This is a genomic window from Saccharopolyspora indica, assembly GCF_027853965.1.
GTDB lineage: Bacteria > Actinomycetota > Actinomycetes > Mycobacteriales > Pseudonocardiaceae > Saccharopolyspora > Saccharopolyspora indica.
Map to the genome: position 1 here is coordinate 670,663 of NZ_JAQGLB010000003.1, position 17,219 is coordinate 687,881.

Genomic DNA, 17,219 nt, shown 5'->3' on the forward strand with positions numbered 1-17,219 from the left:
CTCGGTCACCGGTTCCGGCGGCAGGCCCGGGAACTCCCCGACCCGACCCTGACCTTCCACCCGCCCGGGGGCCGGGCTCAGAGGGTGAAGCCGGTGGGGAACGGGTCGGTGGGGTCGAGCAGGTACTGGGCCGTGCCGGTGATCCAGGCGCGGCCGGTGATCGCCGGGATCACCGCGGGCCGGTCACCGACCTGCGCGGTGTCCACCAGGCGGCCCACGAACCGCGTTCCGATCAGGGATTCGTTGACGAAGTCGGTGTTCAGGCCGAGCTGCCCGCGCGCGTGCAGCTGCGCCATGCGCGCGGAAGTGCCGGTGCCGCACGGAGAGCGGTCGAACCAGCCGGGGTGGATCGCCATCGCGTGGCGGGAGTGCGCCGCGTCGCTGCCCGGCGCTTCCAGGTACACGTGCTTGCAGCCGGCGATCCCCGCGTCGAGCGGGTGCTGCGGGCGGCGCTGCTCGTTGATCGCGGCCATGATCGCCAGGCCCGCGTCCAGCATTCGCCCCTTCTCCGCCTTGTCGAAGGGGATGCCGAGACCGGCCAGCGGGGTGATCGCGTAGAAGTTGCCGCCGAAGGCGATGTCGCAGCGGATCTCGCCGAGCCCGGGCACGGCCACCACCGCGTCGAGTTCGACGGCGAAGGACGGCACGTTGCGGATGGTCACCGATTCGGCGTGCCCGTCGCGCACCGCGACCTCGGCCAGCACCAGACCCGCCGGGGTGTCCAGCCGCACCTCGGTGACCGGTTCGGTCACCTCCACCATCCCGGTCTCCACCAGCACGGTGGCCACGCCGATGGTGCCGTGCCCGCACATCGGCAGGCAGCCGGACACCTCGATGTAGAGCACTCCCCAGTCGGCGTCGGGCCGGGTCGGCGGCTGCAGGATCGCGCCGCTCATCGCCGAGTGCCCGCGCGGCTCGTTGACCAGCAGCTCCCGCACGTGGTCGAGCTCGGCCAGGAAGTGCAGGCGCTTCTCGGCCATCGTCGCACCGGGGATCACCCCGACGCCGCCGGTGATCACCCTGGTCGGCATGCCCTCGGTGTGCGAGTCGACCGCGCTGAAGTACCGATTCGCGCGCATCACCGCTCCTTCAGGTACTGCACGGCTCGCTGCACGTCGGCGTCGACCTGCGCGCGCATCTGCTCGGGCAGCGGACCGCGCGGCGGGCGGCACGGGCCGCCGTGGCGTCCGACGATGTCCATGCCGCGCTTGATCGCCTGCACGAACTCGGTGCGCGAATCCCAGCGGAACGCGGCCACCAGCGGCTCGTAGAGCGCCCGCGCGGCCGCCACCTCGCCGCGGCGGGCGAGGTCGTAGAGCTCGACGGACTCGGCGGGAAACACGTTCGGGAAGCCCGCGAACCAGCCGCCCGCGCCCATCAGCAGCGACTCCAGCACCACGTCGTCGGCGCCGGCCACGACGTTGAGGCCCGGTGCCCGCTCGCGGATCTCCAGCACCCGCCGCACGTCTCCGGAGAACTCCTTGATCGCGGTGATGCCGTCGATCTGCGCGATCTCGCGCACCAGGTCGGCGGTGAGGTCGACCTTGGTGTCGATCGGGTTGTTGTAGACCATGACCGACAGCCCTGCCGCGGCGACCTGCTCGAAGTGGTGCAGGATCTCACCGCGGTTCGCGCGGTAGATCGTCGGTGGCAGGCACAGCACGCCGTCCGCCCCGTCCTCGGCCGCCAGTTCCGCCCAGTGCCGCGCTTCGTGCGCGCTGGGCGCGTGCACGCCGACGATGACCGCGGCGCGCTCCCCCACCGCTTCGATCGCGGTGCGGGCGACCTGGCGGCGTTCTTCCGGCGTCAGCGAGGAGTACTCGCCGAGCGATCCGTTCGGGCCGACACCGCTGCACCCATTGTCGATCACCCACCGGCAGTGCTCGGCGTAGCGGTCGTAGTCGACGCGCAGACCGCCCGGCGCTGACGCGTCCTCCGCGTAGGGCAGCGCCGTGGCCACCACGACGCCGCCCAGGTCATGACTGATCATCATTGCTCCTCTGGGGTTCGGGCCAGGTCTTCGAGCCTGATCGGGGCTGCGATCGGCCGGCGTGAGGTGGTGTCGCGGTCGGGCAGCGGTGCGCCGAGCAGCCCCTCGGCGAGTTCGGTCGCGGTGCGACCGCAGATGCGGCCCTGGCAGTGGCCGAGGCCGACCCGGCACAGCAGCTTCAGCGACCGGGCGCTGCGCGCTCCTCGCTGCCGCACCGCCGTTTCCAGTGCCCGGTACGGGACTTCCTCGCACCGGCAGATCAGCGTGCCCGGCGTCAGCCATCGCGACCACTCGGAGCCGATCGGGTGCACCGCGGCCAGTGCGCGGGCGAATTCCCGGCCGCGGCGGACCTCCCGGAGCGATCTGCGGACCTGGTGCTCGACGTCGTCCCAGGTGGCGGTCCCGACGTGCACGGCCGCGGCCGAGCCCGCAACCGCTCCTTCCGCCGCAGCGAGATCCGCTCCGCCGATGCCGGTCAGCTCGCCAGCGGCGAACACGCCAGGCGTGGAAGTGCGCTGCGCCGCGTCGACCGCGACGAACCCGTCCGCGATCCGGCACCGGGCGGCCAGCGCCAGCTCCAGCTGCGGCACGAACCCGTGCCCGACGCACAGGGCGTCCACTTCGATCCGCCGCTCGGAACCGGTGACCACCCGCCAACTTCCGTCGACTTCGGCCACTTCGACCTCGCGGACCCGATCGTCGCCGTGCGCCGCGACGACCGCCGTGCGGGTGCGGTAGGGAATCCGGCCAGCGAACCTGGCCGCGTAGCCCGCCAGCTCACCGAGCTTGCTCAGCTGCGCGGCAGGTGCGTGGCGCAGCCAGGCGAGCGGGTTCCCGGCTTCCAGCACAGCTCGGACCTCGGTCCCGACGTCGAGCAGGGACTCCGCCACCGGCAGCAGGAACGGGCCGGTGCCCGCCACCAGCGCCCGGCGGCCGACCGCGATCCGCTGACCCTTCGCCATCGCCTGCGCGGCACCGGCGCTGAACACGCCGGGCAGGTCCCAACCGGGGAACGGCAGCACCCGGTCGTGCGCGCCGGTCGCGAGCACCAGCGCGTCGGCGCGCAATGCGAGCGGAACGCGCCCCGGTGCATCTGATGGTCCACTTTGGACGTGCACCTGGCCGTCCTCCAGCGCCCAGACCTGGCTGCGCGGCAGGTGGCGGATGCGGGGATGGGTGAGGACCTCCTCCCGGAGGGACCGGAAGATCCGCTGGCCGTGCTGGATGCGCCCCGGTCGCCGGGCCGCGAACTCGGTCGGCAGCTGGCGGTGGAACTGCCCGCCGAGCTGCTCGGCGCCGTCCACCAGCACCACCTCGGCACCGCCGCGCGCGGCCTGCACCGCGGCGTTCATCCCGGCCGGACCGCCGCCGACGACCACGACGTTCACGAATCACCTCCCAGTTCGGCCCCGTGCTGGGTGCGGATGACATCACCGGGTGCCACAACCCGTTGGCACGCACGGACATCCGGCACCTCGTTCACCACCAGCAGGCAGTCGAAGCAGACACCGATCCCGCAGAACAGGCCGCGTGGCTTCCCGTGCTGCCGCGTGCTGTGCCACGAAGTGCGGCCAATCGTCATCAACACCGCCGCCACCGTCTGACCGGGCTTCGCGACCACCCGCTTCCCGTCGACCTCGACGCTGAACTCAGCGGTGCGCTGCGGGCGGGCCGGATCTCCCCGCTCCGGGACCAGGTACGGGCCGCTCACGGGACCTCCTCCAGCAATGCGGGACGATCGGCCCGGAACGGTTCCGGGTCGACCTGCGGGGTGCGGCCGGTGAGCAGGTCCGCGAGCAGCTGCCCGGTGGCTGCCGCCAGGCCGACACCCGCGCCTTCGTGGCCGGTCGCGTGCCAGAGTCCCGGCACGCGCGGGTCCTCGCCGATCACCGGGAGGTGATCCGGGGCGTAGGGGCGGAAACCGCCGTAGGCGCGCATCACCGGCACCCGGCCGAGGACCGGGAACAGCGCGGCGGCCTTGCGCGCGATCTCGCGCAGGACGTGGATCCGGATGGTGTCGTCGAAGCCGATGCGCTCGCGGCTGGACCCGATCAGCACGGTGCCCGCCCGGGTGCTCTCCACGACCGTCGAGGTCTGCAGGTCGGCGTCGCCGCTCTCCACCGCACCGACGTAGTCCGCGTCGTAGACCTTGTGCCGCACGGTGCCCGCCGGAACCGGCGCCGTCACCAGGACCACGCCGCGGCGCGGGTGGATCGCGATCGGAGCCCCGCAGGCGCGGGCGAACTCCGCCGACCACGGCCCGCACGCGTTCACCACTGCGCCGCAAGGGAGAACTCCGCGATCGGTGCGCACGCCGGTCACGCGTCCATCGGCTCCGCGCTCCACACCGGAAGCGGTTGCCCTCCGCACGGTTCCACCGCGCTTGCGCACGGCTGCGAGCAGCGCGGACGCCGCCAGCACCGGCTGGATCTGCGCGTCCTGCGGGTAGTGCACGGCGAGCGCGGTTTCGCGCGTCAGGTGCGGTTCGAGCTGGAAGGCATCGTCAGGAGCCAGGACCCGCGCATCGACCCCGGCGGCGCGCTGCTCCGCCGCGAACGCCTCCAGCGCGACCGAATCGTCCACTGTGGTCGCGGCTACGACGCCGCCTTTGGCCTGCCACTCGAAATCCGCTGTGCCGCCGACTTCTTCGCGCAGGGCGCCCGCCAGTTCGGGCCAGCGCTCCCGGCTCGCCAGTGCCAGCCGCAGCTCCGCTCCCGGCGGCTTGTCCGAGACCAGCACGTTGCCCTCGCCCGCCGCCGAGGTGCCCGCCGCGGGCGCGTGCCGGTCGAGCACCTGGACGACCAGTCCTGCGGAGCTCAACGCCTCCGCGCAGGCGGCCCCGACGATGCCGGCTCCGACCACCACGACGTCCGGGAACTGAGCCATGCCCACCACCAAGCGTTCACTAAAATGAACACTCCCGACGTTAGAACCCCGCCGCGAACCCGGTCAAGCCCGCCATCCGGTGAGCTCCGGCGACGGAGGCTCGTCGTCCGACCGGCTGAGTAGCATCGGCCCGTGCCCTCACCACCGGCCTCCCGAGCCCTGGAGTTCCTGCTCAGCGACCCGCTGCACACCCAGCGGGTGGTACCGGACCCGCTGCCCCGCCCGGCATCGGGGAGCGTTCTGCTCCGCGTCGAGCGCTTCGTGCTGACGTCGAACAACCTCACCTACGCCCGCTTCGGCAGGCAGCTCGGCTACTGGGCCCCGTTCCCGGCGCGGGCCCCCGAATGGGGTCGAGTGCCCGCCTGGGGCGCTGCGCGCATCGTCGACGGAGACCCGGCGCTGGCAGCTCCCGGCGAGCTGTTCACCGGTTTCCTCCCGATGGCCACCCACGTGCTCGTGCGGGCGGAGCCGCGGCCGGACGGGTTGCGCGCCACCGCTCCGGAACGCGCTGACATGCACCCGCTCTACCGCGACCTGACCCGCATCGACGACTCCGTCGGCGATGCGGAGCTCGCCGTCACGGCAGGAGTGGCGCCGACGGCGGCCCACCTCGCCGACGACCTCGGCGAGCGGAGTCCCGCTCAGGTCGTGTTCTCCAGCGCCACGAGCCGCACCGCGCTCACGACCGCCGTGGTGCTGCGGGAGGCGGGGACGCGGATCATCGGGCTGACCGCGGCCGAGCGCACCGGGATCGCCGCCCGCACCGGCGTCTTCGACGTCGTCCTGCCCTACGACGACATCGCCGACCTCCCCGCGGTCGCGGACACGGTCTACGTCGACATAGCCGGGAATCCGGCGGTCACGGCCGCGGTGCACCGGACGTTGGGCTCGGCCCTCGTTCGCAGCGTGGGAGTCGGCGTCACGCACACCGCCACCCCGTCCGGGCCCGCCACGCCGCCCGGGCCGCCCGTCGAGAGGTTCAACGTCGGAGCACGCCGGATCGAGGTCGCGGCCCGGATCGGCGAGCCGGAGATGGAGGCCCGCGAACGGGCCGCCCGCGGATCGCTCGCGGCCTGGGCCGCAGAACACCTCGGCGTGGAGCGGACCACCGGCCTCGATCAGGCCCGGAGCGTCTGGCAGCGGATCGAGCGCGGGGACGCCGACCCGTTGACCGCGGCGATCATCGTCCCGGCGTGACGGACGGGTGGTGGCGGAGCGCCGGGCTCTCCGCCTCGCTCGGGTACTCCAGGAGCAGCACCGAGGTCACCGGCCCGCCCACCGTCTCGTAGGTGTGCGGGACGTGCGCCGGGAAGCAGACGTAGTCCCCCGGCCCCAGCTCGTGCGGCGCCTCCGCCGGGCCGACCCGCAGCGTTCCCTCGGTGACCACGACGTGCTCGCGGCCCGGATGCCCGTGCGAGTGCTGGACTTCGCCCGGTCGCACCCGCTGGTCGTAGACCTCCAGCACCGCCGAGGCCAGGTCGAGGCGGCGCAGCATGCGCAGGTCCACGGCGTTGCTGCTGAGCACCTCCAGCCCGGCCGAGCGCACCAGCACCACGTCGGGTGCGGTCCGCTCGGTCAGCAGGGTCGACACCGGCACCTGCAGAGCGTTCGACAAACTGAACACCGTCTGGATCGTCGGGTTGCCGACCCCGGACTCCAGCTGGGACAGCGTGCCCTTGGCGATGCCGGAGCGCCGCGCCACCTCGGACAGCGACAGCCCCTGGTCGGCGCGCAACGCGCGCAGATTCGCCGCCAGCACCCCCACCGCCTCCAGCTGCGCCATCCGGCACCTCCCTCCAGCAGGCAGACTATCCGCCGCACCCGATCGGCGTGCCACATCACCCGTCCTACCCTTTCGCCGTCCGCCGAGCTCCGGAAACGTGTGGTACCACCGCCGAAATCCGGAGGTTCCCGCATGAGCTCGACCGATCTGCCGACCACCGACCGGATCTGGACCAACTGGGCGGGCAACCAGACCTGCACCGCCGCGGTGTTCGCGCGGCCCCGCGACGAGGACGAGGTGCTCGCCGCGGTCCGGCACGCGATCAGCCGCGGGCTCAACGTCCGGGTCGCGGGCGCCGGGCACTCGTTCACCCCGGTGGTGACCACCGGCGGGATGCTGCTCGACCTGACGCGGCTGACCGGCATCACCGCCACCGATCCGGACCGGCTGCGGGCATCGGCGCTGGCGGGCACCACCGTCGGCGACTTCGGGCCGCTGCTGTGGGACGCCGGGTTGTCGCTGACCAACCAGGGCGACATCGACAAGCAGGTGATCGCCGGGGCCATCGCCACCGGCACCCACGGCTCCGGCATCGACCTGCCGAGCTTCTCCGCGGCGCTGCGGCGGGTCCGGCTGGTCGACGGCAGCGGCGAGGTCGTCGAGATCGACGAGTCCGATCCGCGGCGGCTGCGGGCCGCGCAGGTGTCGATCGGCGCGCTGGGCGTGGTGCTGGAGGTCGAGCTCGCCGTCTCCCCCGCCTACCACCTCACCGAGGAGATCAGCTACCGGCCGTGGCAGGAGATCGCCGAGGCCTGGGACGAGCTGGTCGCGCGGCACCGGCACTTCTCCTTCTTCTGGTGCCCCGGCGACGAGTCCGTCGACCTCTACCAGCTGCCCGCGCCGCCGGACCAGCCGATGGCCGACCACTGCTACGTCAAGGTCTACGACGAGGTCGAGGTCGACGAGCCGGACGGCATCGTCACCACCGTGGGGCACCGGGTCGACCGCGCCTACCGCGTCTACCCGGGCGGGTACGACACGCCGTTCCACGAGATGGAGTACATGGTCCCGGCCGAGCACGGGTTCACCGCGGTCAGCGCGATCCGCGAGCTCATGCGCACCGAGCACCCCGACCAGCGCTACCCGATCGAGGTGCGGTGGACAGCCGCGGACGAGGCCTACCTGTCGCCGAACCACCGCCGGGCGACCACCGTCATCTCCGTCTCCGGCGCGCCGGGCACCGACTACTGGCCGTTCCTGCGGGCCGTCGACGAGCGGTTGCGGGAGTTCCGGGCGCGGCCGCACTGGGGGAAGATCCACTTCATGACGCGGGAGCGGATGACCGAGCTGTTCGACGAGTTCGGCACCTTCCTCGACGTGCGGCGGGAGTTCGACCCCGCGGGCACCTTCCTCAACGACCACCTCCGCCCGCTGCTCGGCTGAGGGCGCCCGCGATGGAGCTCGTCGGGAACTCGATCATCTACCTGATGATGGGATTCGTGCTCGTCGGCGCGGTGGCCTCGATCCGCGACGCGGAGACCGGCCTGGGCCGCGAGTTCGTGGAGGGCCTGCGCTCGATCGGGCAGATCTTCCTGCCGGTGGCCGGGATCATGGCCGCGATCCCCTACCTGTCGGCCTTCGTCGAGCGCACCGCGGGACCGCTGTTCGGCGCGATCGGCGCGGACCCGGCGATCGCCGCGACGAGCCTGATCGCGGTGGACATGGGCGGCTACCAGCTGGCGCAGGCCACCGCGCAGTCCACCGGCGGCTGGATCATGGCCTCGGTGGTCGGCTACCTGGCCGGTGCGACGATCATCTTCACGGTGCCGGTGGGGCTGGCCGTCCTGGACCGCGCCGACCACCGGTTCCTGGCGCTGGGCGTGATGTCGGGCGTGCTCACCATCCCGGTCGGCGTCCTGGTCACCACCACGATCCTGCTGGCCAGCGGGACGACGGTGCGCGGCGAGGTCTCCGCCGACGCGCCGTCGGACGCGCCGCTGTCCGGTTTGGACGCTCCGGCGATGCTGCTGAACCTGCTGCCGCTGATCGCGTTCGTGGTGGTGCTGGCGGTGGCGCTGCGGCTGTGGCCGACCGCGATGATCCGGCTGTTCATGTGGTTCGGCCGCTTCCTGGACGCCGCGCTCAAGATCGTGCTCGCGGTGTCCATCGTCGAGCACTTCACCGGCGCCTTCAGCGCGCTGCTGGGCGGTTGGGGCTTCGACCCGGTCATCGCCGACGCCGAGGACCAGTACCGGGCGCTGGAGGTGGCGGGCAACATCGGGATCATGCTGGCGGGCGCGTTCCCGATGGTCTACGTGCTGCGCAAGGGGCTGACGCGGCCGCTGGGCGCGCTGGGGCGCCGCATCGGGATGAGCCCCGAGGGCACCGCGGGGCTGCTCGCGGCATCGGCGAACGTGCTCGCGCTGTTCCGGCTGGTGCAGCACATGCCGGCGAAGGACAAGGTGCTGTGCATCTCCTTCGCGGTGTGCGCGGCGTTCCTGGTGGGCGACCACCTGGCGTTCACCGCCAACTTCCAGCCGAACCTCATCCTGCCGCTGCTGGCGGGCAAGCTCGCCGGCGGTGTGCTGGCGATCCTCCTGGCCCACCTGATCGCGCTGCCCTCGGTCCGGAAGCTGGACACAGCGCAGAGCTGACCGGACGGGTGCTCAGGAGACCTGCAACGCCCCCGCGTCGTGGGCGATCCGGCCGCCGACGACGGTCGCACCCACCGCCAACTCCCCGATCCGGTCCGGAGCAACGCTCAGCAGGTCGTCGCTGAGGACCGCGAAGTCCGCGAGCATGCCGCGCGCGAGGGTGCCCTTGATGTGCTCCTCGTGCACGGCGTGGGCCGAGCCGATCGTGTAAGCGCGCAGCGCTTCCTCCGCCGTCACCGCTTCCTGCGGGCCGATCGGTGCGCCCGAGGCGGTGCGGCGGTTGACCATGTCGTGGATGCTCAGCAGCGGGTCCTGCGCGACCACCGGAGCATCCGTGGAGCCCGGCAGCACCACACCCGCGTCCAGGAACGACCGCATCCGGTAGGCCAGCCGACTGCGCTCCGGGCCGAGGGCCGCCAGCAGCCCGTCCCCGATCTCCGACAGGAACCGCCCCTGCGGCACCGGGATCAGGCCCAGCGCCGCGATCCGCGCCACCTGCTGCTCGCTGGTCACCGCGGCGTGCTCGATGCGGTGACGCACGTCCGCGCGCGGGTGCAGCCGCTGCGCCTCCTCGTAGGAGTCGAGCACGACGTCCAGGGCCGCGTCGCCGATCGCGTGCGTGGCGACCTGCCAACCGCAGCGGTGCGCTTCGAGGATGAAGCGGCGGATCTGCTCGCGCTCGAACTGCAGCAGCCCGCTGTTGCCGGGGGTGTCGTGGTAGTCGCAGCACATCGCGGCGGACCGGCCGATCAGCGAACCGTCTGAGAGGATCTTCGTCGGCCCGATGCGCAACCGCTCGTCGCCGAAACCGGTGCGCAGACCGAGGTCCAGGCCGTACCAGGTGTTGCCCGGTTCGAGCGCGCCGATCTCGCGCAGCGCGGTGATGTAGGGCATCAGCGTCATCCGGACCCCGAGCGCACCGCGTTCCCGCGCCTGCATGAACGCGTCCAGGTCGGCGGGACCGTTGCCGATGCCGTCGGCAACACCGATGCCCGGTTCGGTCACGCTGGTCAGCCCCACCGAGAGAGCGGCCTGCGACGCCGCTTCGATGTTGGCGATCCACTCCGCTGCCGGCTCGGGCCGCAGCACGCGCTCGACCAGCTGCATCGCGGTCTCCTGGAGCAGCCCTTCCGCGCGACCGCCCGCGTCGCGCACGACGCGCCCACCGGTCACCTCCGGCAGCGCCGCGAGGTCGGTGAATCCGGCGCGCGCGAAGGCTTCGGTGTTGGCCACGGCCATGTGGTGCGAGGTGTGCATCAACCAGACCGGCCGCCCACCGGCGACCCGGTCCAGCGCTTCGGCCGTCGGGTGGCCGCCGATCTTGTTCTGGTCGTAGCCCGAGCCGACGACCCAGGCACCGGCGGGCAGCGAGGCGGCCCGCCGCGCCACCACTTCGTAGAGCGCGTCCAGACTCGACGCGGCGGCGAAGGAGACGTCCAGTTCGCGGATCCCCTTGCCCATCAGGCTCAGGTGGTGGTGCGCGTCGTTGAAACCGGGCACCACCGGTGCACCGCCGAGATCGACGACGACATCGGCGTCGCACCCGTCCAGTTCCTCGTCCAGGCAGGCGATCCGCCCGTTGAGCACGCCGATCCGGCTCGCCGCGGGGCGTTCCCGGTCGAGGGTGCTGAATCGTCCGTTGTGGAAGATGGCGTCGAGGCGCAAGGTTCGTCAACTCCTGTTCGAGAGGACCCGGGCGGCCATCGCGGGCTCCCGACGGGCGGTGACCGCGGCGAGCGCCGCGACGCACCCCGTGGTGATCAGCAGCAGGACCGCGTAGAACCCGACCACCGGCCAGATCGAGCCGCTGGTGGTCAGCAGGAACTGGGCCACCAGCGGCGTCGTCCCGCCGATGAGCGTCGAGCACAGCTGGTAGGACAGCGAGATCCCGGTGTAGCGGACTCGGGAGGTGAACGCGCGGGCGAGGAACCCCGCCAGCACCGCGTAGTACCCGGAGCCCGAGATCGTGGCCAGCGCGACGCCGAGGAAGACCAGGACCGGCTGCGTCGTGCCGATCAGCAGGAACATCGGCACGGCGACGGCGACCTGGACGAGCAGCGACCACACCATGAACCGGGCCTCGCCGACGCGCTCGGAGATCAGCGCCGCGATCGGCTGCCAGATGAACTGCACGACGGAGATCCCGAGCAGGACGTAGAGCATCGTCTGCCGGTCCATGCCCAGCTCGTTGGTGGTCCAGGACAGCACGAACGTGTTGGTGAAGTACGCGGCGGAGATGCCCATGATCGAGGCGCCGATGCCCAGCAGCACGCTGCGCCAGGCGGTGCGCAGCACCTCGGCGATCGGCAGCCGCACCACCTCGCCGCTGTCCTTGACGCGCTCGAACTCGCCGGACTCCTCGACCTTCATGCGGATCAGCAGGCCCACGAGGACGAGCACCCCGGACAGCAGGAACGGCACCCGCCAGCCCCACGCGGCGAACGCCGCGTCGTCCAGCGAACCCGCGGCGAGGAAGACCAGCGTGGCCAGGACCGCCCCAGCGGGAGAACCCTGCTGCACCAGCATCGCGAAGAACGACGCCCGCCCCTTGGGCGCGCTCTCCGCCGCCATCAGCACCGCGCCACCCCACTCGCCGCCCACGGCGATGCCCTGGACGGCGCGCAGCAGCGCCAGCAGGAACGGTGCGGCGACCCCGATCTGCGCGTGGGTCGGCAGCACGCCGATGAGGAACGTGGCCACGCCCATCATCAGCAGCGTGGTGATCAGCGTTCCCTTGCGGCCCATCCGGTCGCCGAAGTGGCCGAAGACGATGCCGCCGAGCGGCCGGGCGAGGAAGCCCACCCAGAACGTCGCGAAGGAGGCGAGCACGCCGGCGGCGGGCGAGGCGTCCGGGAAGAACAGCTTCCCGAAGACCAGCGCGGACGCCGTTCCGTAGATGTAGAAGTCGTACCACTCGATGGTGGTGCCGACGAACGACGCGATGCCCGCGCGGCGAGCCTGGCTCGACGCGCCGCGGAGCCCTTCCCGGGTAGCGGAGCTGGGGACGGTCATGCGCAGTGCCGCCTCTCCGCGATTTTCAGTGGTGGTTGCGTTCGGGAGTGATCTTGCGTTTTGGGGGTTTCTTGTGGCCGGGTTGCTTCACGGTCCCCTGAGGTGCAGTTGGGCAGGGCTGGGGTTGACACAGGGACGGTCATGGGGCCTCCGGCGGAGAGCGGAAACTTCGGGCCGGGGCCCGGTCGGACAGCCACAGTTTGATTTCCGGGACCGATGCCGTCTAATACTTGATTCCTAGGATCGCGATGCCTCGGAGGCATCGCAGGTGTTCGGGAGGCCTACCGTGGAACTGCGGGTGCTGCGCTACTTCCTCGCCGTGGCCGAGACCGAATCGGTCACCGCCGCGGCCCGTCGGGTGCACGTCGCCCAGCCCTCCATCTCGCGGCAGCTGAGAGCTCTGGAGAAGGACCTCGGCGTCGCGCTGTTCACCCGCCGCGCCGGATCGCTGGCACTGAACGCCGCCGGTCGCCGCTTCCGCCCCATCGCCCAGGACCTGGTGCGCCGCGCCGAGCAGGCCGCCGAGACGATCGCGGCCGTGGGGCGGGGCGAGGAGGCCGCGCTCACCGTGGTCGCCGCCCCTTCGACCGTCGCGTACCTGCTCGCCCCGCTGATGGCGGGCGGGGGCGCGGCGCCGCTGCGCGATGCCATCCAAGAGGAGCCGAGCAAGGTCTTCGACACGCTGCTGCTCAGCGACGCCGACATCGGCATCTCGACCAACCCGGCCCCGGCACCGCTGGAATCGGCGTTCCTGGGCCGCGTCCCGGTCATCGCCCAGATCCCCGCCGGCCACCCCTGGGGCGGGCGCGACGCGATCACCCTCGCCGAACTGGTCACCGAACCGCTGATCGTGATGACCCGCGCCAACGCGGCCCGGCTGATCGTCGACGACGCGGTCAGCCGCGCGGGCATCGCCCCCGCCGGTGTCGCCGAAACCGGCTCCGCCGCCTTCGCCCAGGCCCTGGCCGCAGCGGGTCGCGGGGTCTGCCTGGTCACCGACCACGCGCGCTTCGGGCTCCACGAGCTGGTCGTGCGAGCACCCGACGGCCCGCTGACCGTGCCGCTGTACGCGGGGTGGGACGCCGCGCACTACGCCCGCTCGGCGATCCGCTCGCTGGTCGACGCCCTGCGCGCCCACAGCCACGAGCAAACGCAGCGGTTCCCGGCTCTGCGCGCGGAAACGGGCGACCTCCGATGAGATCGCCCGTCTCGACACCTACCGTTGCGCGTTACTGCTGGGGGAACTGCTCCGCGTAGGCGGTCACCGCGGCGTTGATCGCCTGGAGGTTGCGGTCCAGGGCCTGGGTGTCGACGTTGTCGACCGTGTCGCACGACTGGTGGTAGCACGGGTCGAACGCCTGGCCCGCCTGGCCGCCCCACTTCTGGGCCTGCTCGGCGGACTTGGTCTGCTCAGCACCGGTGAAGGTGCCGCCCGCCGGGATGCCCACCGCGATGAACGGCCCGTAGTCCGAGCGGCCGTCGAAGTCGGTGCCCTCGGTCTGCACGCCGGCCTGGGCCAGCGCGTCGTTGAGCAGCTTCTCGATCTCCGCCGAGCCCTCCGGCCCCGGGCCGGCGCCCTCGCCGTCGGAGTCGTCGCCGTCGTAGGTGAAGTAGCCGGCGTTCGGCGAACCGACCATGTCGAAGTTCAGGTAGGCGGTGATCTGGTCCTGCTCGGGCTGCGACAGCGAGTCCACGTAGTGCTGCGAGCCGACCAGGCCCTGCTCCTCGGCGCCCCAGAAGGCGAAGCGCAGCTTGTTCTTCGGGGTCGCGCCGCTGCCCGCGTAGTCCAGCGCCGCCTGCAGGATCGCCGCCGATCCGGTGCCGTTGTCGTTGATGCCCGGGCCGCGGCTCACGCTGTCCAGGTGGGCGCCGAACATCACCACGCTGTTGGCGTCGCCACCGGGCGTCTCGGCCAGCAGGTTGTAGGTGGTGCCGCCGATGGCGTTGAACTCCTGGATCGTGGTGGCGAACCCGGCGCCGTCCAGCTGCGCCTTGATGTAGTCCAGCGACGCCTTGTAGCCGGGCGTGCCCGCCGCGCGGTTGCCGCCGTTGGCCTCCGCGATGCCCTGCAGCTCCTGCAGGTGCTCCTGCACGGCGGCGACGCCGGTCAGCGGGGCGACCTCGGCCGGTGCGCTCGCCGCGTTGGCGGGCAGGGCCAGGGCCGACACCGCGGCCAACGCGGTCGCGGTCGCCAGTACTGGTCGTTTCGGCATGCCACATCCCTTCTTCCGGGCCAGGCCGGTTCGGGCGGAAGGTATCCACCGGAGCGCGGGCCGCGGCGGGTTTGACGGGAACTCGCCGCCCGCCGCCTTTTCCCGGATTCACCCCCACCGCGCTTTCCCGGATTCACCACTGCCGTCCGGAGAGTTCGGCGGGAATCCACCGGGCGTCCACCGGCACGGCGTTCCGCCCGGTTACCGTCCGCCTGCCCGAATTCCGGAGCCGGAGGAGGAATCAGCCAGATGGACCGTCGGTCATTCCTGGTCGCAGCAGGTGGTTCGGTCGCGGCGACCGCCGCGCTGAGCGGTGCGGCGCAGGCCGCACCACCGCCGCACGCGGCGAACCGGGTGCGGTTCAACCTGATCAGCGACATCCAGGGCGACCTCGCCGACTTCGGCCGGGCGCTGGACGATCTGGCCGCCATCAACCCGGACAGCGCCGGGCTCGGCATCGTCGGCGACATCACCCCGCGCGGCTACGACTTCGAGTACGACGCGGTCAAGTCCACTTTGGACAAGCACCGGCACCCGGCGGAACTGGCCTGGGTGATCGGCAACCACGAGTTCTACGTGCCGAAGTGGCGCGACCCGGACACCCTGGCGCAGGACACCTGGCCCAACGGCACCACCGAGGAGTCGCTGTTCGCCAGCTTCTACCGCTTCACCGGGCGCGACACCGTCCACACCGAGGCGAACTTCGGCGGCATCCCGCTGCTGTGCCTGGGGACCGAGCGCTACTCGCACTACCACGACCCGCAGCTGTGGGACGAGGTGTGGATGAGCGACGAGCAGTTCGGCTGGCTGGAGGACCGGCTCGCGCACTGGGCGCAGCGCCGCACCCCGGTGATGGTCCTGACCCACCACCCGCTGCCCAACACCGTCTCCGGCACGCAGCGCGCGAGCTACGCCAAGGACTACCTGCAGCCCGAGCGGCTGCTGAACGTCCTCGGCCGCTACCCGGACGTCTTCGTCTTCACCGGGCACACCCACTACCACCTGGAGCTGCCCGACTGGACGGTGCGGCGCGTGGTGCCGGGTTCGGGCAACCTCGAGGGCTTCACCGTGGTCAACACCGGGGCGATCGAGACCGGCTGGCGCGATGACGGCAAGGGCGGCGAGGAGACCACCACCCGGGCGCTCAACCAGGGCCTGCAGATCGAGGTCGGCGCCAGCGACGTGCTGATCAAGGCCCGCGACTTCGCCACCGGCACCTGGCTGAAGCAGCTCACCGTCCCGCTGCACAACGGGCGGTGACCGCCCGGTCGCCCCGGGTGCGCGAGCCGCGCCCGGGGTGATCGGTTCCGCAGGAGACGCCAATCACAAATGACAGTCCCCTGTGCACGACCTCTGACCTGCATGCGAGCATCGCCCGAGTTCCACGTCACGCCGCCCGCGCGGCGTCCACCGGAGAGAAGGCTGATGCACGTGCAGGTCTTGTGGGGTATCGGCGGCATGCTCGTCGTGCTGCTGCTCGCATTCGCGATGTCGACCAACCGGCGCGCGATCAATCCTCGCACCGTGCTCGGGGCGCTGGCGATCCAGATCCTGTTCGCGTTCGTCGTGCTGCGCTGGGACCTGGGCAAGCAGGCGCTGGCCGCGGTGAGCGGCGCGGTGCAGAAGGTGCTCGACGCCTCCAAGGAGGGCATCGAGTTCATGGTCGGGCCGATCCTGCCGACCGAGGGCACCGTGGTGGCCTTCCAGGTGCTGCCGATCATCGTGTTCATCTCGGCGCTGACCGCGGTGCTCTACCACTGGAACATCCTGCAGTGGGTGGTCCGGATCATCGGTGGTGGCCTGCAGAAGCTGCTGGGCACCACGAAGCCGGAGTCGCTGAACGCCACCGCGAACATCTTCCTCGGCATGACCGAGGCGCCGCTGATGGTGCGGCCTTACCTGCCGAAGATGACCCGCTCGGAGTTCTTCGCGGTGATGACCGGCGGGCTGGCCACCGTGGCGGGCACCGTGATGGTCGGCTACGCGATGCTGGGCGCGAGCCTGGACCACCTGATCGCGGCGAGCTTCATGGCCGCGCCCGCCGGCCTGCTGATGGCCAAGATCATCGTCCCGGCCAGCAAGGAGCCGGAGACCGAGGAGGACGACGCGCCCGGCGCGGCCAAGGCCGACGCCGAGGAGCCGGTGACCGAGGCCGTCGAGGACAAGCCGCGCAACGTCATCGACGCGGCGGCCACCGGTGCCTCCGACGGCCTGAAGCTCGCGCTGAACGTCGGCGCGATGCTGTTCGCGTTCATCTCGCTGATCGCGGTGGTCAACCTGATCGTCGGCGGCGTCGGCGGACTGTTCGGGCTGGGCGACCTGACCCTGCAGCAGATCCTGGGCTACGTGTTCTCCCCGCTGATGTGGGTGATCGGCGTGCCGTGGGAGGAAGCGGTGTCCGCGGGCAGCTTCCTCGGCCAGAAGCTCGTGCTCAACGAGTTCGTCGCGTTCGCCGACTTCGGCCCGCAGATCGGCGAGTTCAGCGAGAAGAGCGCGGTCATCATCACCTTCGCGCTCACCGGCTTCGCCAACCTCGGTTCGCTGGGCATCCTGCTCGGCGGCCTGGGCGGCATGGTCCCGTCCAAGCGCGGCTGGATCGCCCGCGACGGGGTCCGCGCGATCATCGCGGGCACCCTGGCGAACCTGCTCAGCGCCGCCATCGCGGGCATCCTGGTCGCCTGATCCCGAAAGCGGCCTTGATCTCCAGCTAGGTCGAGCTCCTAACGTCGTGGGGGGGGGGG

15 protein-coding genes are annotated in these 17,219 nt (G+C 71.7%); 6 read left to right on the top strand and 9 right to left on the bottom strand.

What is annotated here, in order from left to right; genetic code table 11:
- Positions 1-77: 77 nt before the first annotated feature.
- Genes OU416_RS10535 through OU416_RS10555 form a run of 5 tightly spaced genes read right to left on the bottom strand, consistent with a single transcriptional unit; the run spans position 78 to position 4,876 of the window.
- Positions 78-1,079: a proline racemase family protein gene (locus OU416_RS10535; protein ID WP_270926693.1), complete on the bottom strand. Its 1,002-nt coding sequence runs from the start codon at positions 1,077-1,079 to the stop codon at positions 78-80.
- The gene (locus tag OU416_RS10540) at positions 1,079-1,990 is read right to left on the bottom strand and encodes a dihydrodipicolinate synthase family protein (RefSeq protein WP_270926694.1); all 912 of its coding nucleotides are present in this window, start codon (positions 1,988-1,990) and stop codon (positions 1,079-1,081) included. Before OU416_RS10540 ends, OU416_RS10535 begins: the two co-directional genes overlap by 1 nt.
- Positions 1,990-3,378 (bottom strand): FAD-dependent oxidoreductase, encoded by a 1,389-nt coding sequence (locus OU416_RS10545; RefSeq protein WP_270926695.1) that lies wholly within the window; start codon positions 3,376-3,378, stop codon positions 1,990-1,992. The genes OU416_RS10540 and OU416_RS10545 overlap by 1 nt, the downstream gene beginning before the upstream one ends.
- Positions 3,375-3,686 carry a (2Fe-2S)-binding protein gene (locus tag OU416_RS10550; protein ID WP_270926720.1) on the bottom strand — a complete coding sequence of 104 codons (312 nt, stop codon included), beginning with the start codon at positions 3,684-3,686 and terminating at the stop codon, positions 3,375-3,377. The genes OU416_RS10545 and OU416_RS10550 overlap by 4 nt, the downstream gene beginning before the upstream one ends.
- An 11-nt stretch (positions 3,687-3,697) precedes the next feature.
- Positions 3,698-4,876, bottom strand: coding sequence for an NAD(P)/FAD-dependent oxidoreductase (locus OU416_RS10555; RefSeq protein WP_270926696.1), 1,179 nt, complete (start codon positions 4,874-4,876; stop codon positions 3,698-3,700).
- 132 nt (positions 4,877-5,008) lie between these two features.
- Here OU416_RS10555 and OU416_RS10560 point away from each other — a divergent pair, with 132 nt between their 5' ends.
- Positions 5,009-6,073: a DUF2855 family protein gene (locus tag OU416_RS10560; RefSeq protein ID WP_270926697.1), complete on the top strand. Its 1,065-nt coding sequence runs from the start codon at positions 5,009-5,011 to the stop codon at positions 6,071-6,073.
- On the opposite strand, the gene OU416_RS10565 is transcribed toward OU416_RS10560, so the two are convergent.
- Positions 6,057-6,659 carry a helix-turn-helix domain-containing protein gene (locus tag OU416_RS10565; RefSeq protein ID WP_270926698.1) on the bottom strand — a complete coding sequence of 201 codons (603 nt, stop codon included), beginning with the start codon at positions 6,657-6,659 and terminating at the stop codon, positions 6,057-6,059. The two genes, OU416_RS10560 and OU416_RS10565, sit on opposite strands and share 17 nt — an antisense overlap.
- A 132-nt stretch (positions 6,660-6,791) precedes the next feature.
- Between OU416_RS10565 and OU416_RS10570 the strand changes: the two genes are divergently transcribed.
- Positions 6,792-8,042 (top strand): D-arabinono-1,4-lactone oxidase, encoded by a 1,251-nt coding sequence (locus OU416_RS10570; RefSeq protein ID WP_270926699.1) that lies wholly within the window; start codon positions 6,792-6,794, stop codon positions 8,040-8,042.
- 11 nt (positions 8,043-8,053) lie between these two features.
- Positions 8,054-9,253, top strand: coding sequence for an ethanolamine utilization protein EutH (gene eutH / locus OU416_RS10575; RefSeq protein ID WP_270926700.1), 1,200 nt, complete (start codon positions 8,054-8,056; stop codon positions 9,251-9,253).
- A 12-nt stretch (positions 9,254-9,265) separates the two neighbouring features.
- Here the strand turns inward: eutH and OU416_RS10580 are convergent, their stop codons facing one another.
- Together OU416_RS10580 and OU416_RS10585 are read right to left on the bottom strand one after the other, a co-directional pair.
- A complete protein-coding gene (locus tag OU416_RS10580) occupies positions 9,266-10,918 on the bottom strand; it encodes an amidohydrolase (protein WP_270926701.1) in 1,653 nt (550 codons plus the stop codon).
- Between the two features lie 6 nt (positions 10,919-10,924).
- A complete protein-coding gene (locus OU416_RS10585) occupies positions 10,925-12,265 on the bottom strand; it encodes an MFS transporter (RefSeq protein ID WP_270926702.1) in 1,341 nt (446 codons plus the stop codon).
- Positions 12,266-12,551: 286 nt separating this feature from the next.
- Between OU416_RS10585 and OU416_RS10590 the strand changes: the two genes are divergently transcribed.
- Positions 12,552-13,463: a LysR family transcriptional regulator gene (locus tag OU416_RS10590; RefSeq protein ID WP_270926703.1), complete on the top strand. Its 912-nt coding sequence runs from the start codon at positions 12,552-12,554 to the stop codon at positions 13,461-13,463.
- A 31-nt stretch (positions 13,464-13,494) separates the two neighbouring features.
- On the opposite strand, the gene OU416_RS10595 is transcribed toward OU416_RS10590, so the two are convergent.
- Positions 13,495-14,478: a M28 family metallopeptidase gene (locus tag OU416_RS10595; protein ID WP_270926704.1), complete on the bottom strand. Its 984-nt coding sequence runs from the start codon at positions 14,476-14,478 to the stop codon at positions 13,495-13,497.
- A 249-nt stretch (positions 14,479-14,727) separates the two neighbouring features.
- On the opposite strand from OU416_RS10595, the gene OU416_RS10600 reads away from it, so the two are divergent.
- Together OU416_RS10600 and OU416_RS10605 are read left to right on the top strand one after the other, a co-directional pair.
- A complete protein-coding gene (locus OU416_RS10600; protein ID WP_270926705.1) occupies positions 14,728-15,738 on the top strand; it encodes a DUF4073 domain-containing protein in 1,011 nt (336 codons plus the stop codon).
- Between the two features lie 165 nt (positions 15,739-15,903).
- A complete protein-coding gene (locus OU416_RS10605) occupies positions 15,904-17,160 on the top strand; it encodes a NupC/NupG family nucleoside CNT transporter (RefSeq protein WP_270926706.1) in 1,257 nt (418 codons plus the stop codon).
- Positions 17,161-17,219: the final 59 nt, after the last annotated feature.